This window comes from Methylobacterium sp. P1-11, from assembly GCF_008329595.1.
Classification (GTDB): domain Bacteria; phylum Pseudomonadota; class Alphaproteobacteria; order Rhizobiales; family Beijerinckiaceae; genus Methylobacterium.
In genome coordinates this window covers 41,342-61,331 of sequence record NZ_NPKS01000026.1, presented here as the reverse complement: position 1 = coordinate 61,331, position 19,990 = coordinate 41,342, and the positions used below count along the sequence as shown (strand labels likewise).

General features: G+C 66.3%; 20 protein-coding genes and 1 pseudogene. 4 read left to right on the top strand and 17 right to left on the bottom strand.

What is annotated here, in order from left to right; genetic code table 11:
- Window positions 1-3: 3 nt before the first annotated feature.
- On the bottom strand, window positions 4-1,068 hold the full coding sequence (locus tag CIW48_RS23380; RefSeq protein WP_149312880.1) for an extracellular solute-binding protein: 1,065 nt from the start codon (window positions 1,066-1,068) through the stop codon (window positions 4-6).
- A gap of 67 nt (window positions 1,069-1,135) precedes the next feature.
- Window positions 1,136-1,840: an isochorismatase family protein gene (locus CIW48_RS23375; protein ID WP_091787264.1), complete on the bottom strand. Its 705-nt coding sequence runs from the start codon at window positions 1,838-1,840 to the stop codon at window positions 1,136-1,138.
- Window positions 1,841-1,962: 122 nt separating this feature from the next.
- On the opposite strand from CIW48_RS23375, the gene CIW48_RS23370 reads away from it, so the two are divergent.
- Window positions 1,963-2,886, top strand: a complete 924-nt coding sequence (locus CIW48_RS23370; protein ID WP_149312879.1) for a LysR family transcriptional regulator — start codon at window positions 1,963-1,965, stop codon at window positions 2,884-2,886.
- Window positions 2,887-3,344: 458 nt separating this feature from the next.
- On the opposite strand, the gene CIW48_RS23365 is transcribed toward CIW48_RS23370, so the two are convergent.
- The 9 genes from CIW48_RS23365 to CIW48_RS23325 all read right to left on the bottom strand — a co-directional run bounded on the left by CIW48_RS23365 (window position 3,345) and on the right by CIW48_RS23325 (window position 12,272).
- Window positions 3,345-3,818 (bottom strand): carbon monoxide dehydrogenase subunit G, encoded by a 474-nt coding sequence (locus CIW48_RS23365; protein WP_091787269.1) that lies wholly within the window; start codon window positions 3,816-3,818, stop codon window positions 3,345-3,347.
- A 26-nt stretch (window positions 3,819-3,844) separates the two neighbouring features.
- Window positions 3,845-4,549 carry an ABC transporter ATP-binding protein gene (locus tag CIW48_RS23360; RefSeq protein WP_149312878.1) on the bottom strand — a complete coding sequence of 235 codons (705 nt, stop codon included), beginning with the start codon at window positions 4,547-4,549 and terminating at the stop codon, window positions 3,845-3,847.
- Entirely contained in the window at window positions 4,542-5,303 is a 762-nt protein-coding gene (locus CIW48_RS23355) for an ABC transporter ATP-binding protein (RefSeq protein WP_091787275.1), read from the bottom strand. The genes CIW48_RS23360 and CIW48_RS23355 overlap by 8 nt, the downstream gene beginning before the upstream one ends.
- A complete protein-coding gene (locus CIW48_RS23350; protein WP_149312877.1) occupies window positions 5,300-6,313 on the bottom strand; it encodes a branched-chain amino acid ABC transporter permease in 1,014 nt (337 codons plus the stop codon). The genes CIW48_RS23355 and CIW48_RS23350 overlap by 4 nt, the downstream gene beginning before the upstream one ends.
- Before the next feature lie 12 nt (window positions 6,314-6,325).
- Entirely contained in the window at window positions 6,326-7,216 is an 891-nt protein-coding gene (locus CIW48_RS23345; protein WP_091787282.1) for a branched-chain amino acid ABC transporter permease, read from the bottom strand.
- Between the two features lie 20 nt (window positions 7,217-7,236).
- A complete protein-coding gene (locus tag CIW48_RS23340) occupies window positions 7,237-8,466 on the bottom strand; it encodes an ABC transporter substrate-binding protein (RefSeq protein ID WP_149312876.1) in 1,230 nt (409 codons plus the stop codon).
- A 64-nt stretch (window positions 8,467-8,530) separates the two neighbouring features.
- Window positions 8,531-10,897: a xanthine dehydrogenase family protein molybdopterin-binding subunit gene (locus CIW48_RS23335; protein WP_149312875.1), complete on the bottom strand. Its 2,367-nt coding sequence runs from the start codon at window positions 10,895-10,897 to the stop codon at window positions 8,531-8,533.
- Entirely contained in the window at window positions 10,894-11,397 is a 504-nt protein-coding gene (locus CIW48_RS23330; RefSeq protein WP_091787290.1) for a (2Fe-2S)-binding protein, read from the bottom strand. Before CIW48_RS23330 ends, CIW48_RS23335 begins: the two co-directional genes overlap by 4 nt.
- Window positions 11,394-12,272, bottom strand: a complete 879-nt coding sequence (locus CIW48_RS23325; protein WP_149312874.1) for a xanthine dehydrogenase family protein subunit M — start codon at window positions 12,270-12,272, stop codon at window positions 11,394-11,396. The genes CIW48_RS23330 and CIW48_RS23325 overlap by 4 nt, the downstream gene beginning before the upstream one ends.
- 113 nt (window positions 12,273-12,385) lie before the next feature.
- Here CIW48_RS23325 and CIW48_RS23320 point away from each other — a divergent pair, with 113 nt between their 5' ends.
- The gene (locus CIW48_RS23320) at window positions 12,386-13,057 is read left to right on the top strand and encodes a TetR/AcrR family transcriptional regulator (RefSeq protein WP_091787296.1); all 672 of its coding nucleotides are present in this window, start codon (window positions 12,386-12,388) and stop codon (window positions 13,055-13,057) included.
- 892 nt (window positions 13,058-13,949) lie between these two features.
- On the opposite strand, the pseudogene CIW48_RS23315 reads toward CIW48_RS23320, so the two are convergent.
- From CIW48_RS23315 to CIW48_RS23300, 4 genes and pseudogenes are all read right to left on the bottom strand, one after another.
- Window positions 13,950-14,188, bottom strand: a pseudogene (locus CIW48_RS23315) (IS110 family transposase); the annotation flags it as partial.
- Window positions 14,189-14,274: 86 nt separating this feature from the next.
- Complete coding sequence (locus tag CIW48_RS34225; protein WP_246695389.1) at window positions 14,275-15,720, bottom strand: AAA family ATPase; 1,446 nt, start codon at window positions 15,718-15,720, stop codon at window positions 14,275-14,277.
- 293 nt (window positions 15,721-16,013) lie between these two features.
- Entirely contained in the window at window positions 16,014-16,457 is a 444-nt protein-coding gene (locus CIW48_RS23305; protein WP_149312873.1) for a hypothetical protein, read from the bottom strand.
- Between the two features lie 108 nt (window positions 16,458-16,565).
- Complete coding sequence (locus CIW48_RS23300) at window positions 16,566-17,456, bottom strand: hypothetical protein (protein WP_149312872.1); 891 nt, start codon at window positions 17,454-17,456, stop codon at window positions 16,566-16,568.
- Window positions 17,457-18,207: 751 nt separating this feature from the next.
- Between CIW48_RS23300 and CIW48_RS23295 the strand changes: the two genes are divergently transcribed.
- Window positions 18,208-18,567 carry a hypothetical protein gene (locus CIW48_RS23295; RefSeq protein WP_149312871.1) on the top strand — a complete coding sequence of 120 codons (360 nt, stop codon included), beginning with the start codon at window positions 18,208-18,210 and terminating at the stop codon, window positions 18,565-18,567.
- Between the two features lie 256 nt (window positions 18,568-18,823).
- Here the strand turns inward: CIW48_RS23295 and CIW48_RS23290 are convergent, their stop codons facing one another.
- Window positions 18,824-19,114, bottom strand: a complete 291-nt coding sequence (locus CIW48_RS23290) for a hypothetical protein (RefSeq protein ID WP_149312870.1) — start codon at window positions 19,112-19,114, stop codon at window positions 18,824-18,826.
- Between the two features lie 233 nt (window positions 19,115-19,347).
- Between CIW48_RS23290 and CIW48_RS23285 the strand changes: the two genes are divergently transcribed.
- Window positions 19,348-19,611 carry a hypothetical protein gene (locus tag CIW48_RS23285; protein WP_149312869.1) on the top strand — a complete coding sequence of 88 codons (264 nt, stop codon included), beginning with the start codon at window positions 19,348-19,350 and terminating at the stop codon, window positions 19,609-19,611.
- 38 nt (window positions 19,612-19,649) lie between these two features.
- On the opposite strand, the gene CIW48_RS23280 is transcribed toward CIW48_RS23285, so the two are convergent.
- A complete protein-coding gene (locus CIW48_RS23280; protein WP_091787307.1) occupies window positions 19,650-19,877 on the bottom strand; it encodes a hypothetical protein in 228 nt (75 codons plus the stop codon).
- Window positions 19,878-19,990 lie beyond the last annotated feature (113 nt).

The window sequence follows — 19,990 nt, the reverse complement described above, 5'->3', positions numbered from 1 at the left end:
GGGTCAGCGTGCCATCGTTTTGTTCCACCACTCGAGCCACTCGGCGGTGTTCTTCGAGACGTAGGCGTAATCCGGGAAGTTGAGGTGCTCGCGTTCCTCGGGCGAGAAGTCGATCCGGCTACGCAAATCCGGGCTCAGCTCCGCCGAACCGTTGGCCGGCGCGTAGAAGCTCGCCGCGGCGAGTTCCGCCATCGCCTTCCGATCGAGCATCGCGTTCAGGTAGACGTAGGCGCCCTCCGGGTTCGGTGCGCGTCTCGGCATACCAGCGCCGAAGGTGATCGCGATTGCGCCCTCCTTCGGGTACTGGATGGCCAGCGGCGACCCCTCGTTAATCCATTGCAGGCCGCGGGCCTTGTAGTTGAGGGCGATGTCGACCTCGCCGGTGGCCAGCGCGGCGCCGAGCTGCTGGTGTGCTGCGTAAAGGCGGGGCTGGACCAGCTCCTTCAGCGCGACGAGCCGGTCTCGGCCGGAATCGACGCTCGTCATGTTGCCGCCCTGGATCAGGCCGGACATCATCATGTAGTTGAAGTAGAGCTGATTGGTCAGTCCGAGCCGGCCGGCCCACTTCTTGTCCCAGAGCTCTTCATAGGATCGAGGCGGATCCTTGATCTTATCCTTGTTATAGATGATGACTACGCCGCTGTAGAGCCACGGCACGAAATAGTCCTTGCGTAGGGCCGGCACCACATCGCCGTAGTTCGGGATACGCGCTCGGTCGAGGTCGGCGAGCACGTCCTGCTTCATCATCTCGAACCCGTCCGAATCGTTCAGATGGATCACGTCGATGCTGCCGCGGCGCAGGCGGCGCTCAGCCAGCAGCTTGGCCTTGCGCTCCGGCTCCATGCCGAGATCGCGCACGACGGTCAGTCCCTGCGTCTCCACGAGGGGCGTCTCGACGAAGCGCACCGTGCGCTGGTTCCAGTCACCGCCCCAATTAGAGACGACGACCGTGCCGGCTGCCGCGTGCGCCTCGCCCCCCACGCCTGCCGTGAGGATTGCCGCCGCGCTGCCGAGGAGCGCCTGCCGACGCGTCGGTGAAAACGTCTCGGCGGACCGGAAAGCATTCATCGGCTCACACTCCTGCGAAGGGTCGGCGGGCGGAGGATCGGGCCGCCTCGCGCGGACGGTCCGGCGATCAGGCGGCGTTGCGCAGTCCCACCTCGTCGAGGTAGGCGACACAGCGCTTCAGCGGCTCGACGTCGGCGAATTTCGCGTCGATGTCGAACAGGTTCCAGGCGACGGCGCCGGGCACGCGGTCGCCGATGCACTCCTGCACCGCGATGGTGCGGAAGCCCTCAGCAAGACCGTCGCAGAGCGTCGTGCGAACGCAGGCCGAGGCAGTCACCCCCGTGACCAGGATCGTGTCGACGTTATTGGCGCGCAGGAAGCCGGCAAGATAGGTGCCGTGGAAGGCACTCGCGCGCTTCTTCACCAGCACCTGCTCGCCCGGCATGGGCTCGATACGGCTGTCGATCGCCCAGAGCTCGGGCTTGTTCTGGTCGACGACCTCGACCGGGATCTTACGGTGCCACAGACCCATGTCGGTCTTGGGACTGTCGACGTCGGTGACTTGGTAGCAGGTGGTGACGTGCACGACCGGGTGATTGTTGCGGCGGCAGGCGGCCAGAAGCGCCTGGACACCGGGGATGATCTGCTCGTCGATGTTCTCGCAGGTGAAAGGATTGCCCGGCCGCGTCCAGGCGTTGGCGAGGTCGACATTGATCAGGGCGGGACGCCGGCCGAACCCGACCCGGCGCTGAAAACCGCGCTCCTTGTATAGCGCGCGCGCCTCGGCGAAGGCGGCTTCGAGGGCGCTGTCGAGTTCGGTGTTGAAAGCCATCTGTCTGGTCCCCTGCATCGTTCGTTCCAGCCCGCCGCGGCGGGATCAAAGCGAGGATGTTGCAGATGGCTCCGGGTGTGAAATGATAAATCGCGAGTCATTGATACGATTTTTGGCATCAAATGCGATTTGACCTTCGGCACGTGACGAGCTGCCTCGTCCTGGCTCAGGAGCTTCATTTCGGCCGGGCAGCCCAGCGCCTCGCGACGACGCAGCCGGGCCTGAGCCGCCTAATCGCGGAACTCGAAGTCGGCGTCGGGGTGAAGCTGTTCCGCCGTACGACCCGAACGGTCGAGGTCACGGAAGCTGGTCGCGCCTTCCTTGCCGAGTGCCGGATCGGCCTCGATCATCTTGAGCGAGCCGTGACGCTGGCTCAGCGTACGGCGACTGGCATGGCCGGTGTTCTGCGCGTCGGCTACATGGATTTCGCGATCAACGGCCGATTGCCGGAGCTTGTCCGCGCCTTCAGCGAAGTGCGGCCTGGGATCCGGCTGGAGCTGTCGCACGTCCCCTCACAACTGCAGCGCGAGGCGTTGCTCAACGATCGCATCGACGTCGGCTTTACCCTGAGCGCTGTCGATAACGAGCACTTCGACAGCCTCCTCTTCGACCGCGACTCCTACGTGGCCCTGTTGCCGGTGACCCATCCTCTCTCGAATGCGCGCAGCCTCACGCTCAAGGATCTTGCCGGGGAGCCGTTCGTGATGGGATCGGGCGGGAGCTGGAGCGCTTACCGCGAGGCATTCTTCGCGATCTGTCACCGCCGCGGCTTCCATCCGATCATCAGCCAGGAGGCATCGTCCAGCGAGGGGATTTTCGGCCTCGTGGCGGCGGGCGCCGGCGTGAGCACCTACGCCAGCTGTGTACGCAACGTGCAGCGGCGTGGGATCGTGATCCGCTCTCTCGACGATGTACCCGACACCATCGCGACCTACGCGACTTGGATGAAGCCGGCCCGATCCACCAGCCTCGAAGCCTTCACCTCCTTCCTGGCAACTGTGTGGGGCGCTGCGCCAGCAAGTACCAACACGCAATCGAATCTTTGAGAACGCGAACGGAAGCGGGCTGCCTCTGATCTCCTGCGGCACAAGGCGGCTCCGGATGCCAGCTAGGGGCCACCTTCGGAGAACAAGAAGCTATCTCGGGCTGTAATCTCGAAGGTCCCGTAGCGTTGCCAATTCCGACCTGTAGATCCAATTCCCGTGACGTCCGCTCGGAGATGTCTTCCAAGCGTGCCGAATGACCGAGAGGGGCGGATTTCGTTGAAAAACTCGGGACCGGGCCGAGGGAGCACTGCGGACTGCTCCCGACGGAGAATTTTCTGCCATCGCATTGCCCAAAATTCGCTGAACGAGCGGTAATGATCGGCTTTGAGAGATGAGAATTCCTCGCGGCCCAGCCTTGGATGACGCCTGAGGAGCCGCCTCCGATTTTTTTCAACGAAGCCGGCGCAAAGCAGACTTCATTTAGCTGCGTTCGACTGCCTTCTCGGAGTTCTTGACCCTCAGGACGCTTCGGCTGCATCCGTGACGGGCGATGGGGCACCGAGTTCGGCGGCGAAGGCACCGAAGAATTGGTCGGCGAGCTTGCGCGATGTCGCCTGGATCAGGCGGCCGCCGAGGGAGGCGATCTTGCCGCCGATCTCGGCCTTGGCCTGATAGCTCAGAAGGGTTTCGGAGCCCTCCTCCCGAAGCGTGACTACGGCACGGCCCTTGGCGAAGCCCGCCATGCCCCCGTTTCCCTGGCCGGTCAGGGTATAGCCTTCTGGAGCGCGGACATCCTCAAGACGTACAGTGCCGGCGAAGGTCGCCGACACGGGGCCGATCTTCAGCGAGACCTTGGCCGCGAATTCGTCCGGCGAGGCCTGAGTAAGCTCCTTGCAGCCGGGAATGCAGCGCCCGAGCACGTCCGGATCGTTGAGGGCTACCCAGACGGCCGAACGCGGCGCCGCGATGCGGTATTCGCCGGTGATCTCCATCGTGTTCTCCCTTCGAAGCCTAATCGTCAGACCGCGCAGTATCGGTCTTGGATCTCGCTGTCGGCACGCAGTATCGCGGCCGAACTTTCGTGGACCACGACCCCTTGGTCGATGATCACGGCCCGATCGGCGAGGTTGAGCGCCCACTCGACGTTCTGCTCGACGAGGAGGAGCGTCACACCCCGCTCGCGCAGCGAGACAAATAGTCCGCCCATCTCCTCGACGAGGACGGGCATGATGCCCTCGGATGGCTCATCGAGCAGGATCAGCTTCGGCCGAGATATGAGAGCGCGGGCGATGGCGAGCATCTGCTGCTCGCCTCCCGACATCGTCACCGCGACCTGGTCCAGGCGCTCGGCGAGGCGGGGAAAGGTTTCGGCGATCTCGGCGATTGCCGATCCCTCGCGGATCGTCGACGGTGCCCGCAGCAATCCGAGCTTCAGGTTTTCGCGCACGGTCAGGCCGGGCACGATGCGCCGATCCTCCGGCACGTAGCCGAGCCCCAGGGAGAAGCGCCCATGGGCCGGTCGACCGAGCAGATCCTGCCCGAGGAAGCGAACCCGACCGCCGACCTTCGGGATCAGGCCCATCACGGCCTTCATGGTCGTGGTCTTGCCCGCGCCGTTGCGGCCGATCAGGGCCAGAATCTCGCCTTCGCACACCGCGAAAGTGAGACCGTGCAGGACATGGCTCGCCCCGTACCACGCGTCGAGGCCGTCGATCTCAAGCATGGCCGTATCCACCGCTCTGGCCGAGATAGACCCGCCGGACCTCACGGTCTGCCTGAATGTCGGTCGGGGTGCCATCGGCAATGAGGCGCCCGTGGTGCAGGACGAGGATGCGTTCCGATAGGCCGAGGATCATCTTCATCTTGTGCTCGACGAGCAGGATGGCGCGTGCATCCGACAGGCGGTGGAGGAGGGCCACCATGTCCTTGGTTTCTTCCGGCCCCATCCCGGCGGTCGGCTCGTCGAGGAGCAGCAGCTTGGGATCGGCGGCGAGGGCGATGGCGATCTCCAGGGCCCGCTGCTCCCCGTGGGCGAGGGCGGCGGCGGGTCGGCTCCGGCGGCCGACGAGGCCCACGGACTCGAGGAGCGCGTCGGCCCGGTCCGAGAGGCCCGCGAGACGGTCGCGACGGCTCCAGAAATCGTAGCGGTTTGCCCGCGCCTGCAGGGCCGTGCGAACGTTCTCGTGGGCGGTGAGCCGCGGGAAGACCGTAGTGATCTGATAGGAGCGCGCGATGCCCAGATGCGCGAAGCGGGCCTGGGGTACGCGGGCGAGGTCCCGGCCGCCGAGGTGGAGGGATCCGCTCGTGGGCTTCAGGGCTCCCGAGAGCAGGTTGAAGAAGGTACTCTTTCCCGCGCCGTTGGGGCCGATGACGGCGGTGATGCGCTCGCGACCGAGGGTTGCGCTGATCCCTTCGAGAGCGGTGAAGGCGCCGAAGCGGCATCCGAGGTTCTCGACCTGGAGGACGGGGCCGGTCATGGGCGCCCCCGCATCGTGGCGAGCCGGGCCAGCGCCGTGCCCCAGAGGCCCCGGGGCAGGAACAGCACGAAGAGGATGAAGACGGTGCCCAGTGCAAGCTGCCAGTGCGGCGTCCACAGGCTCAGGGCGTCCTCCAGCACGAGGACTGCGAGGGCGCCGACGAAGGGCCCGAAAAAAGTCCCCGCGCCGCCGACCAGCGTCATCACCACCGCCATGCCGGAGGTGTTATAGGCGAGGCTATCGAGCGGCACGATCGACAGGTGGATGGCAAAGAGCGCGCCCGCGAGGCCGCAGAACAGCCCGGACAGGACGAAGGCGAGCAACTTGGTCCGCTCCACATCGAAGCCGCAGGCCCGCGCGCGGGTCTCGTTCTCGCGGATCGCCTCGATCACCGAACCGAAGGGCGAGGCGAGGATCCGCGACATCATCGCCAGGGCCGCGCCGACAAAGGCTAGCACAACAAAATACTTGGTGAGCGGGTTCAGGATGTCGAAGGCAACGGGGCCGAGGCCGATCCTGGTGACGGTGAAGCCACGTAGGCCGTTCTCGCCGCCGGTCCAGCCGGAAGCCTGGAGCGCCGCGTAATAGACGAGTTGCGCCAGCGCCAGGGTCACCATGGCGAAGTAGATGCCCCGCGACCGGATTGAGACCGCGCCGATGGCGAGTGCCAGCACCCCGGCTGCAGCGACCGCGAGCCCCATCGCGGCGAGGGGATGCAGCCCGAAGGTGCCTATAGCGATGCCGGTGACGTAGGCCCCGGTCCCGAAGAAGGCCGCGTGGCCGAAGGAAAGCAGGCCGGTATATCCGTAGAGCAGGTTATAGCCGACGGCGTAGAGCCCATAAATCAGGACATTGACCGCGAGCGCCTGGGACGGGAGCAGGAAGGGGAGGACGAGCAGCGCGAGGATCGAGAGCGGTGCGCGCCACCGTGAAAGGGCGCCTTCGGCGAGGGGTGACCGGCGCGGAGCCGGCGGCGCGGTCGCCAGGACGGTTTGGTCGAGGGGCTGCATCCTCGCTCTCCCTCAGGCACCGAGGCCGGGCTTGCCGAACAGCCCCTGGGGGCGGACGAGGAGCACCAACGCCATGAAGGCGAACATGGCGATGCTCGCCATCTCGGGGGCGAGGAGCGCGGTCATCGAGACCACGATTCCGGCGAGGAGCCCAGCCACGACGGAGCCCAGGAGGGAGCCCATCCCGCCGATCACCGTGACAGCGAAGGCCTCGCCGAGCACGACGTTGCCCATCTCCGGGTTGACCGAGCGCATCGGCGCGGCGAGCACGCCGCCCAGGGCCGCCAAGGCGATGCCGAGTCCGAAGACCCAAAGCCACAGGCGCTCGATATCGACGCCGAGCACCCGCAGGATCTCGGGATCGCGGGCCCCGGCCCGGACGATCAGCCCGACCTTCGTCCGCTCGAGACCGACCCACAGAGCGACGAGGACCAGGGCGACGACGCCGATTACGAAAATCCGGAAGATCGGAAAGAAGCCGACCCCGAGGTCGACCACGCCGGAGAGTTCCTCAGGGGTGGCGAAGGGCAGGCCGTCCGAGCCGAACAGGATGCGCACGCCCTCCACGAGCACGTAGCCGAGGCCGAAGGTCAGGAGCAGCGCGTCGTCCGGCGGCCGGCCTGCCAGGGGGCGGATCAGGAACCGTTCCACGAGCAGGCCTAGGGCCCCGACGAGGAGCGGGCCGAGCAGAAGGGCGGCCCAGAAGCTGCCGGTACGCTCCATTACGAACACGCCCGCATAGGCGCCGACCATGAAGACGTTGCCATGAGCGAAATTCACGATGCCGAGCATGCCGAAGATGATCGATAGGCCGAGCGCCAGCATCACGAAGACGGCCCCCAGTGCCACTCCCGAGAAGAGCTGCATGGCGATCAGTTCGAGGTCGAGGGATCCCCAATCCATGGCCGTCTCCCGCTCCCCCGTCAGGCGCGGTGCCCGAGTTCGTCGCAACGGCGCAGGGCAGCCTCCGAGCCCGGCTCGATCTCCACGATTTTGAAGAGGTCGGCGTCGTTGGCCATCTCGGACTTCTTCTTCGATTCGGTGACGAGCACCGACTGGACCGCCTGATGGTCGCAGGCGCGGTAGTGCTCCGGCCCCTTGGCGACGTCGTATTTCAGGGTCTCCAGGGCATCGACGACCTTGTCGGTGTCGGTGCTGCCGGCCGCCTTGACGGCCATGAGGAGCGAGCGAACGGCGGCGTAGCCGTAGGCGCCGTAATCGGTAGGCACGGCACCGCCGTAGGCCGCGCGGAACGCGTCGTTGAACGCCTTCGCCGAAGGGACGGTGTCCTCCAGGCGCCAGTAGTAGTTGCTGGCGCCGACGACGCCCTCGAATGCGTCGGGTCCTGCGGCGAGGCGCTGGTTGTGCAGCAGCACCGGCACGACGATCCTGACGACCTTCTTCAGTCCGAAATCGTTGGCCTGCTTGATGCTGTTGGCTTGGTCGCGGCCGAAATTGCAGATGCAGAGGATGTCGGGCTTCATAGAGCGCAGACGCGGCATGAAGGTCGAGTAATCCGCCGCCCCGAAGGGGTGCAGGATCTCCCCCGCCGTCTCCGCGCCGATGGCGGCGGCGGCGCGCTTGAAGCCCCGCAGCATCTCGTGACCGTAGGCGTAATCGGCGACGAGATAGGCGACCTTCGTGCCCTTCCTGAACGCGTGCTTGGCGACCGCGGCGGTCGTCATGTGCGGGTTGAGGGCCTCGTGGAAGGTGGTGCGGCTGAAGTCCTTGGCCTCGTTGATCGTGTCGGACTGGCTGATTGACACGTAGAGGACCTTGCGGGAGCGGGTGATCTCGTTGACCGACAGTTGCACCGCGCTCGACAGGGCGCCGACGATGAAATGGGCTCTGTCCTTCTCGATCAGCTCCAGGGTGCGGGTGGCGGCCTCGCCCGGGTTGAGCTTGTCGTCGCGCACCAGAAGCTCGGCCATCCGCCCGTCCAGGCCGCCGGCCTCGTTGAACTGCCTGATCGCGAGCTCTGCGGAGCGGATCTGGTCCTTGGCCTCAGCGCCGAACGGCCCGGTGACCGGCGTCGGGAAGCCGATGCGGATCGTCTCGGCCGCGCGGGCGGGACGCGGCCGGCCGATTCCGGCGAGCGTGCCCGCGGCCATGCCCGCGACGAGCATCCGGCGCGAGAGCGTAGCCTGACCCATGATCCGTTCCTCCTATGCGCGGGGCTCTTGAAGGCTGGCCCGCGTCGCGAGATGCGCGAAACCCTCACACCACGCCGAGCGCCCTCAAGATGCGTTCGGGCGTCATGGGCAGCTGCGAGACCGTGGCGCCGAGCGGCTGCAGGGCGTCGTTGACGGCATTTAAGGCCGCGCCGCTGGAGGCGGCGGTGCCGGCCTCGCCGCAGCCCTTGGCGCCGAGTTCCGTGTCCTTCGTGGGCGTCTCGACGTGCCGGATGACGATGTCGGGCATCTCGCAGGCCATCGGCACGAGGTAGTCGGTCATCGATCCGTTCAGGAGTTGGCCGGTCTCGCCGTAGCGGCACTCCTCGAAGAAGGCGGCACCGAGCCCCTGCACCACGCCGCCGCGGATCTGCTCGTCCACGAGGAGCGGGTTGATGACCCGGCCGCAATCCTCGACGACCCAGTGCTTCAGGATGCGCACGAGACCGGTCTCGGTATCGACCTCGACCAAGCTGCCGTGGATGCCGTTGGTGAAGGCGAACGGATAGCCGCGCGGGGCGAAATGGTGTGCGACGGTGAGGGCCGGCGACACGCCCGGCGGCAGCAGGTCGGAGCGGTAATAGGCGAGGTTGGCGACCTCGGTCAGCGTCACGCGCGGGCTGCCATCCGCGTCGGTCACTGCGCCGTCGCGAATGTCGAGGGAGCCTGTCTCGGCCTGGAGGATGGCGGCGGCAATCTCCAGGATCCGTTCCTTCAGCTTGCGCGCGGCCTGAAGGGCGGTCTCGCCGCCGATCCCCGCCCCGCGACAGGCCCAGGTCGCCCCACCGGACGGCGTCGTCTCGGTGTCGCCGGTCAGCACGCGAACGCGGTCGCGGTCGAGCCCAACGCCCTCGGCGACGATCTGGCCGACGATGGCCTCACTGCCTTGGCCCTGCTCGGTGATGCTGATGGCGCAGGCCACGTCGCCCGACGGCGTCAGCTTGAGGACGCAGCCGTCCTGCGCCGAGATGTGGGCACCGCCGACGCCGTAGAAGGCGGGCGTCGGGTTGGTGATCTCCACATAGGTCGCGATACCGATGCCCCGGTGGATGCCCTTCTCCCGTAGGGCCGCCTGCTCCGCGCGCAGGGCGGGGTAGTTCATGACGTCATGGAGCCTGTCGAGGCATGCCGCGAGCGAGAGCTTTTCGAACGTGTACCCGCTCGGCGTCTTGTGCGGGTACATGTCGTCGGTCACGTAGTTGCGACGGCGGATCTCGAAGGGGTCGAGATCGAGCTCCCGCGCCGCCAGATCGACCAGCCGCTCCGTCACCGCGCAGGCGATCGGGTGGCCGACCGCCCGGTATTGGCTCATCTGCACCTTGTTCTGGGCGAGGACGGTGAGGTCGGCCCGGTAGCCGTCGAGTCGGTAGGGCGCCCCGATCAGGCGCACTACCTGATTGCCCTCGACGGCGCTGGTGCGCGGATAGGCCGAGAAGGGGCCGACGCCGGTCACGTCGTCCACCTCGATCGCCCGCATCCGCCCGTCGCCCTCGAAAGCGAGCCGAGCGCGCACCCGGTGGTCGCGGGCGTGGATGTCGCTGGCGAAGGCCTCCATCCGGTCGGCGGTGAACTTCACCGGCCGCTTGAGCAGCAGGCTCGCGCCTACCACCGCCATGTCCTCGTGGTAGAGATGCAGCTTCATCCCGAAGGAACCGCCGACATCCGGGGCGATCACCCGGACCCTGGCCTCCGAGAGCCCGAAATGCCGGGCGTAGATGTCCTGGAACTGATAGGGCGTCTGGGTCGACTGGTGGACGGTCAGCCGTTCTTCCGCTGGATCGTAGTCGGCCACGAGGGAGCGGGGCTCCATCGTCACGGCGGTGTGCCGGCCGAAGCGGAGGTCGACCGCAACGCTCCAGGTTCCTTCGAAGGCCCGCGCGGTGTCGCCCGCTTCGATCCGCGTGCGGAACAGGACGTTGTCGGCTGCGTCCGCGTCGATCCGGGGAGCGTCAGGGGCGCTCGCGGCGTCGAGATCGACGACCGGCTCCAATTCCTCGAAATCGATGCCGACGAGCTCAAGGGCGTCCTCGGCCTCGGCGCGGCTCTCAGCGATCACCATGACCACCGGCTGGCCGGCCCAGACCACCTTGTCCGCCGGCAGGGGCATCTGCGGGGCCGAGCGCATTCCCTTGAAATGGGTGAGAGTTCCGGTCCAAGGTGCGCAGATCCCCACGAAGTCGGCGCCGGTCAGCACCGCATGCACGCCCGGCATCGCGGCAGCATCGGCCGTCTCGACCGATCCCAGGCGGGCATGGGCGTACGGGCTGCGCAGGAAGGCGGCGTGAAGCATACGGGGCAGCACAACGTCGTCCGTATAGCGCCCCCGACCCGCCAGCAGACGCTTGGCGCCGGGCCGGGGAAGACCTTTGCCGATGTAGCGGGTCCGGCCCGGGCTGTCGGTGACCGCGCTCATGCCGCCTCCTGGGTGGCGCAGGCGGCCTTCGCGACACCCTCGACGGCATCGACGATCGCCTCGTAGCCGGTACAGCGGCAGTAATTGCCCGACAAGGCGTCTCGGATCGCCTCCCGCGAGGGCGCGGTTCCGCCGGGGCTGCATCCTTTCAGGAAGTCGAGAGCGACGACCAGGATCCCCGGCGTGCAGAAGCCGCATTGCAGGGCATTCCGGGTGTGGAAGGCCTCCTGCAGTGCGGCGACCGATCCCGAATCCGAGAGCCCTTCGAGGGTATCGACCCGCATCCCGTCTGCCTGCACAGCGAGCATCAGGCAGGCATGGACCGGTTGCCCATTGAGATTGACGATGCAGGCTCCGCAGGCCCCGACCTCACAGCCGAGGTGCACGGCGGTGAGACCGAGCTCCTGCCGGAGGAAATCGGCCAGCGAGAGGCGCGGCTCCACGAAGCGCCGAACCCTCGAGCCGTTGACGGTGAGGCTGACAGGTTGCGGCGCGATCATGCGGCCTCCGCCTGCTGAGGGCCGTCACCCAGGGCGGAGAGCACCCGGCCGAGGAGGACCCGGGCAAGGTGCATCCGCGCTGCGGCTGAGAGCGTATCGTCGGCGTCGGGGGCGAGATCGGCCGCGAGGGCCGCCTTCGCCGCTGCGATGCTCTCCAGCCCGAGGGGGCGGCCGGCCAGGGCGGCCTCGGCCGCCGGAGCCCGCGTCGGTGTCGGGCCGACGGCGCAGAAGGCGAGCCGCGCCGTCTCGACGAGATCCCCCGCGAGGTCGAGGTGCGCCGCAAGGCCGACCATCGCGTAATCGCCCCGACGACGGGCGATCTCGTCGAAGCGCATCCGCGTGCCGGGGCGGCCGAGGGGAACCCGCACCGCAGACAGGAGCTCGCCTGGCGCGATCACGGTCTCGAACAGGTCCCGGAAGTAGTCGTCCGCCGCCACGTTCCGGGTTCCGGCCGGTCCGGTGATCTCGATCGACGCCCCGAGCGCACGCATGCAGGCCGGCAGCTCGGAGGCGGGATCCGCCAGGGCGAGGCTGCCGCCCATCGTCCCGAGGTTCCGAATCGCCGGGTGCGCCATGAAGGCCGCCGCCTCGTTCAGCATCGGCGCGTGGGCGGCGATCAGGCCGGAGGACAGGGTCTCGGCATGACGGGTCAGCGCGCCGATCCGCAGGAAATCGCCTTCGATGGAGATCCCCCGCAGTGCGTCGATCCGGCCGATGTCGATGAGCAGGTCGGGTGCGTCGAGGCGCAGGTTGAGGGCCGGCAGAAGGCTCTGGCCACCCGCTAGATAGCGCGCCTCGCCCATGCAAGCGGCATAGGCGTCGAGCGCTTCCGCCACGCTCGTCACACGGCGGTAATCGAAGGCCCGCGCCTTCATGTGCGTCCCTCCCAGGCCGCCAGTTGCCGGATCAATCGTTGTTGACCACTTGGTTACAAGCTATCGAGGGCCCGAGTGCGCCGTCAAGCGAAATAACCAATCGGTCACGAAGCATGGCCCCAACCGTCGACTGCCCCGAGCATCCCACGCCACCGAAGATCCGGCGCCGTCTGCCCGCGGCCGAGCGCGAGCAGCAGATCGTGGAGGCCGCCGCGCAGTTTTTCGCCGAGCACGGACTCGGCGGTCAGACCCGGGAACTGGCTAAGGAGCTGGGCATCACCCATTCGGCGATCTTCCGGTACTTTCCGACCAAGGAAGCGCTGCTCGACCGCGTCTACGAGCACGTCTACGTCAAGCGCTGGAACCCGGCCTGGACGGGATTGGTCCGGGATCGGTCTCAACCGCTCAGTTCCAGGATCGTCCGCTTCTACGCGGAGTACACCGAGCAGATCTTCGATTTCGTGTGGGTCCGTATCTTCGTCTTCTCAGGTCTGAAGGGTTACGACATCGCGCCCCGTTACCTCACGATCATCCGAGAGCGGGTCATCCATCCGATCTGCGCTGAGGTCCGGGCCGATCTCGGCCTCCCTGGCCCGGAGACGATACCGTTGACGGAGCGGGAAATCGAAGCCGCCTGGGCCATGCACGGGAAGGTATTCTATCTGGCGATCCGCAAATTCGTCTATGGATGGCCTATTCCCCAAAATCTCTCTCAGACGATATCAGACGACGTAAAGTCATTTCTAGAGGGATCGCGTTTTGTTTTCTTGGAAAGTGTAAAATAAGCGAGATCCTAAAGTGATCGAATCCCATTGTCGAGCAACAATCATTGATTACGCGACTTCAGTTCTGATCGAACGGCCGAGTCAAAGCGACCGCGCCGAAATTGTCGAAACTCTAACGTTTCAGCGGTTTTGGCAATTTCGGCCCAACTGGCACGCAGTCCGCACAAACGTTCCTGTGCTGTGCACATTGCTCGGCGGCGCAGGAGAAAATCTCCAGCAGTTCGCGTGTCAGAAACGTACACCCCGATGCTGAGGTTCGGCGGGCGTCGTGCCGACCTGCCGAGTGAAGGTGCGCCGGAGTTTGGCAGCGTCGCTAAAGCCGCAAGAGGCCGCTTCCAGGCACTCCGATGGACAGAGTGCGGCAGCTTCTGGCCGATTTTGTTGAAAAACTCGGAGGCAGCGCTTCAAGCGTCATCGAAGATCGCCCCGAGAGAAGATTTGCCTCTTGCGGACGGCGCAACACCATTCCCGCCGTGCGTTCCAGGCGTTCAATAGCAGGATCTTCCCCGGCCGGCGCCGTTCGCGGCGCTGCTTCGACCCGGTCCCGAGTTTTTCAACAAAATCGGCCGAAAGCGGCTAGTCCGCTGCGGATAGCATTTGGCGAAAAAGCGGATGGGCGCCTTCCGACCGAGGCTGTCGTCTAATCGTCTCGCATGAAGCGAGTCCTTTTTGGTTCGTCGGGCTGTCGCTTGCCGGGAGCACGGTCGTCTTCGCGGTCGGCATGAGCCGCTGCATGATGGGGCTTCGCAGGATGAACCTTCCGACATGTGAAGCGCACTCGATGGATCGGCGGGATTTCATGGTGCAACAGCCTAGGCGGAATGGTTCGCCCACGTCCCGGTGGGGACGCCTCGACGCGCTTTGACGCGCGGAAAGCTCGGGTGTTCTGAGATCAGGCCACGACAGCCTTCGCTTGGTAGGTTTGGCCGGACCGCAGCATGGCATGCATGACGACAGCCAGCTTACGCGCGCGACAGCCACGGCGGTGCGCTTGAAACCGAGCCGCTCCCGCAGCTTCAGCCCCCAGGCGGGCAGGTCGCTGTCCGTCCGGCTCCGCGTCTGGACAACGGTCGCGGCGTCGTAGCGAAGCCCCCGCATGTGCCCGTCTCACCTCCGGAAGATATGCCCGTCTTCCGAGGCTTCACATCGGCCGAATGCCGCAACTATCTCGCAGCCCCGGATACGATGCCTACGATCCAATGTGATCGGATGCCGCTCTAATGCCGCACGGCGAGAGTTTCGCGCGCTGTTACGAATGCCTCGACCAATCGGGTCAATCGCCTCACCGATCCGCCACGCCAGGATCGTCGAAGCAGCGCGACCGCTTCCCCGTCCAGAGGCGCTTCGAAGGCAGGATCGAGCCCGCGATTGGCCGCGATACCCGCCAGGATCGGTCCGAGCAGCGCCTCAAGATCTGCTTGGCTTGGCGCCGCCATCTCCAAGACGCGCAGGCGGTCGAGCAACGGACCAGGAAGGTTGCCCACCTCGTTGGCCGTGGCCAACCAGGACACTCGGCTGATGTCGACCTCGGTCTGGAAACAAGGGTCCTGGTAGGTCCGGGCCGTCTCCGGTTCGAGCATCGGAAGCAAGGCATCCCAGAGCCTGCCGTGATCCGCGCGCGTTGCGGCCTTCTCCAATTCGTCGATCTGCATCAACGGATTGGCGGTGCCGGACCGAGCCACCGCCATGATCGGATGCGCCGGCTCGGACGTTGCCCATCGGCGATCGAGGCCACCCAGCGATGCGCCCGCGTCCCGCGTCGCATCGACCCGCCACAGCCCTAACCCGAGATGATGAGCGATCCTCGCCACGAGGCGACTCTTGCCGGCACCCGGCGGGCCTATCAGCAGGGTCGGCCGGAACGTGGCTTGTTCACGTCCGATCAGATCGGCCAGAAGCCTGTCGATCATGGCCAACGCGTACGGGAACTCGAAGGCGAGCCGCTCGCGCACGGCTGCGAGATCCGGAACAGCGACGAGCGGTAGCGGCTTGCCGATGATGTGCTCATAGCCGCGGGCGATGGACCTGCCGCGGTCGCTCCCGGTCTCCTGGATCGCTGTAACGACGAGGACGTGCCCCTTGGGCACCTCAGCGTGTGGAGCATCGGCGTCCGGCGTCCGTGCCGTCGTCTCGACGGGCGCCGTCTTCTCGCGCCGGCGCGTCTCGTTTAAGGCGAGTTGAGCCTCGATCTTCTTCCACCTGCGCCGCTCCCGCGTCGCCGCGCCGTCTGCCACCGGACGTGTCAGGATCTCCCCGACGGGTAAGAGCGCGTGGACGAGTGCCACGTCGCCGGCGAAAGCGTCATCGGCGCCACAGGCCAGGGCCGCGGCCGCGGCAATGGCACTGCTCGCCTTTTCGGAGAACGTGAGAAGCGCGTCCGTGAGCGCGTCGTGCCAAGCTGCCTGCAGGGCGGCAGCGAGATCGGTCGCCCCGGTGACATCCGTATAAGCGTCCGACTCGGCGACGCGTCCGAGAGTGAGGCGCGTCTGCGCCTCGGCCAGGGCCGCGAGCCCTTTCCGGAGGTCGAGAACCGCGTCGCGCTCCAGCCAAAGGGGCTGGGCCAAGCGCGCGGCAGCTCTGCGATCATCGCCGCCGCAGGAAAGCAGCGTCGCGACATCGGCCAGCGCCCGCGCCGCCGGCTGGTCGCGCTCCACGGCCAGCACGTCGAGGAACCGGATCAGGGCGGATCGGCGGGCGATCCATCGGCGGTCACGCCACAAGACACCGTCCGAAGTGGCCGCCGCCGCGATCCAGGCGGAGACCAGCGCCTCGGCTTCCGGGGCGAGTGTGATGATATCAAGGGCGAGCTCAGAACAAGCAGAAGCCACGCGAAGATCGTGAGCGAGGCAGGCGCGCAGGCGGCGCGGAAGCATCGGCTCGAGCAGGCGACGTGCCGACTCAGGATCGATCTGCAGGGCAGGCGAGGTCGAAGAGAAGGCCATCTGCGTAATCCCTCTCAGCGGGCGACGCCGCCGCGGTCGGAACCGCGGCGCGGAACGGAGCACCAAGCCCGGGCGAGGCAGAGCACCTCGAGATCAGCCCGGCGTCGAGCTCGCCGCCCGAGCACATGCACGAGCAGGTCGATGCAGGAGCTGTCACCCCGTGCGGCGCAGAGGCAGATCGCCGACATCGCCGGATCGACACGCCCAGGAAGGGTGACTGCCTCGGCAAGGATGCGGAGGGCGATGCGGTTCGCAGCCGTCGGATCGCCCCGGCAAGCCGCGGACCAGTCGGGGGAGGGCAGCGGCTGCACCGCGTCCAGGGCCGCGGACAGGCGGCGCTGCGCCTCCATATCGAGCGCCTCCGGGGTGAGGACGCGCCACCAGAACAGGGGCGGCAAGGGGCTGGCCGCGTCAATTGTGCCGGAGCGGCTGGCATCAGGATCGAGAGCGGGTGTCATGGAGACAGACCTGGAGAGCGCGGGCGCGCAGGCGCACGGCGCGAGATGGATCGAGGGCGTGACGGAGGCATCGGGTCGCGGGCGCGACCCGATGTCAGCGTGGTGCGATCAGGGTGCGAGCGGCCCGGGCGAGTGCGGGCGGTTGGCGTTCTCAGGGCCGCCGAGGCTCGCCAACGCCATCGTCAGAAGGTCCGGCACAGCCGCGCGCAAACGGGCTTGGAGCGCCGTTGTCACGGCCTCGAGCGCGGCCGAGACCGGGGCCGCGAACAGCTGATCTATGGCCGGTCCGCTCACCGTCAGGTCATCGCCGTAGCCGGCCCTTCCATAGACGTCGATCAGCACCGCGCGGGCCTGAGCGACCTCGTAGCCGAGTGAGGCCAGAAACGCGCGACCCTGGACCTGCGCACAACGCAGCACCCATTCGACTTGGTGTATTTTCCTAGCCTCGTTCTTGCCGGAGCCCCTCTTGACCTCGGCGATAACGGCCCGGCTCACGTGCCGGTCGACGACGACCAGGTCGAGGAATACAGTCTGCGCGACGGCGCCGGCGAGTTCGATCGAGGTCTGGCCGAGCTGGGCGGCGCTGCTGGCGCGCACCAGTTCCTGAGTCGGCACGGTGATGGGCATCGCGATGTTGCGCAGCACGATGTATCGTCCACTTCGCTCGAGGACGTCGGTGATGGCCGCCTCGATCAGGCTGCCGTGGCGCTTGACCATGGAGGCCAGCACGGAACCGAGCTGCGACAAGCCCGGTCCGAGCAGGGGATCAGGCACGAAGGTCGCTCGGAAGGCGCCGTCGAGCGCGGCCTCGGCCGCGGACATGAGCTCGGGAGCGCAGACCTGCGCCATCGCGGGCTGGACGTGGCCGCAGCCGAGGGCCGCGGCGCTGCCGAGCGGGACGGTGATGCGGCTGGTGGGCGCGGAGCTAGGCTGCCCACGTGCGGATAGCCGCTGTCGGCCGCCGCGCTGGGCAGCGGGGTGGGGAACGACGATGGTCATGGATGGATTCCGTCCAGGCGACGCCAACCCCGCGCCTTCCGCCGAACGGCAGGGCGCGCGGGCTCGTTGCTGCGGCCTCAGGCCTGCGGCGGCGAGGGCGTCAGGATTGCGGGATGGCGAGGGGACACTGAGGCACGGCGCTGTCGCGTGCCAGCGCGCCTTCAGGCGATCAGGCGGGTTGCCGGGACGAGGGGTGGGGCTGCCCGGATTTCATGCATCGGGCCAGTTTCGCCGGCGTGATAACGCCGGTAGGGAAGGTCTCAGCCATGGTCGGTATCCTTTTCCGATACGGATCGTGGTCAGGCCGGCGCTCGGTGCTGCTAACACCGGTGCCGGCCGCCCTCTGCTAAAGAGCGGCGCGGCATACGCGTGCGATCTGCCAGGAACGAACTTGGCGTTGATCGGCGCTTTTGAGAAGGCCGCGGATGCGGCAATAGCCGTTTAAGCGAGCGGTTCCTGTCGCGATCGTTAACGGAAGCCTGGCGCCCATTTACGTGTTGCAGGTCAGCGCTCCAGATCGCATGATCACCTAGAGGGCGGAAGGCTGGTTGTCGCCAGTGAGGTCTTGCTAAACGAGCGAATCCCGCCAATTATTACGGATCACTTCAGAAATATCTATCTTATACCATCATTGACTTTGCGGATATCATTTTTAATCATGGCGGGTTCATTGTGAGCAGGTATGTGGCGGACCTCGAAGTACAATCGCATTGAGGAAATGCACGTGTTTCGATCAGGGCAGAGAGGCAATATGCCTATCGGCCTCTTGGTCTTTGAAGGTGGCTCCTCACGGCGCTTCGGTCGGTTCGCCTACAGCTCCGACTATCTAGCTGCAGAAAGACGCAGGCCGATCGACCCCATTGGCCTTCTGCTGGGAAACAAATGGCGGCCTGCGGCCCCGGGAGAGGTTCATCTGGCCTTTCACGAAGCAGGCCCCGATGGCTGGGGCAAAGGAATTCTGACCCAGGCATTCCCAGAACTGGAACTCGGCATGCCGGAATTTCTGGCTTTGGGCGGACTGTGGCGCACGGGCGATCTGGCCTTCGGTTCAACGCCAGAGGCTCCCGAGACGTGGACACCCAGGACAGAAGCGGCGCTTAGGCTGGCTTAAAGCGAGGATTATCTCGAAGATTTGCTGGTTGCAGCAGAAAATCATGAAGGAGGCGAAGCGTCGACGCACCAACTTGCGCAGCCACTCATGCACAGCTCAGATATTGGAGGAAGCTCGACTTCTTGATTCTATATTGTGATCGCGCGAACTCAGATCGAGAAAATAGATAATATGGAAGTTCGTTCGAACGGCGAATGATCGACTAATCACAAACGTTGAATCTGCTGGCAACGCTGGCTTCCGAGATCTCTTCAAATTAGGCAGCCCGCGCGCCAGCCACGTCCCGCCCGTGCGCCTGATCCATGATCTCGCCGATCCGCTCGCCGACGGCGACGGCGATCTCAACCGAGGCCGCGCCTTCCGAACCCTGCCGGCAGATCCGGGTGAGGACGTCGGTCACGCGCTGCTCCATGACGCCGAGGATCGCCGCGGCCGCCTGGGGCTGGGCGCCGCGCAGAACCGCCGCCAAGTCGCAATAGGCGTCGTGAAGAAGCTGGAGCGTCAGCCGATCGACAGCCTGTTCGTCCTCTGCCGACAAGCCCCGCATTACGCCCCTCTCCCGATCACCGCCGTCAGCCTTGCCCGGATGCGTTAACAAGGCGTGAAGAAGGCCTCTGTCCCGCAGGATTCCGCTAACCCTGCCGCAGCGCCGGAGGAGGAAAATCCGCAAGCCGGCGGTCCGGGCACCAGCTCGATCCACCCGCGACGCACGCCCGGATGGAACTCGGTGCGCCCGTGACGGGTCAACTCCGCACGATCCCTCAGCGCGAGAACGTCCCCATGCGCATCCTCATCGCCACGAGCCTCTGTCTGGTCGCGACTGCCGCGACTCCCGTCTTGGCCCAGGTGCAGCAGAACAACCCCAACGCCGCGAACCAATCCATGGAAACCAGCGGCCAGATGCGCGCCCTGCGTCAGGAGCAGACGACCCAGAGCAACACGCTGCGGATGGACATCCAGCGGAACCAGGCCGCGACGCCCGCCCCGAATACAGGGCCGAACGCGATCGGCCCGACCGGCGGCACGGGCGTCATCGGCCGCTGAGGCGCGAAACGCCGCCGACCGGTCTCTGCCGGCTCTCCCTACACGTCCGGCAGAGGTCGCCCCTTCACGACCACCCGCGGCCACCGGTCCAGCCCGATCGGCATCAGTACGGCGATCTGGGGTGGGATCGCGGTGTCGCCCAGCAGACTCGCGAGCGAGATCCGGCAGGCCTCCTCAAGTTCACCGTGGGTGCGCGCACCGGAGGTCTTGATGTCGGCGATCAGGAGCGCCGCGATCTCGTGGGCAAAGGCATCGCCGTCCAACATGCCGGACTCCCGCTCCGTGTCCGATCAGCATAGTCTCCTGCGGGACTTGCGGGCATCAGCATAGAATTGCGTATCCACATACCGATTGTGGATGCTTTGTCGCGCTCGCAGGT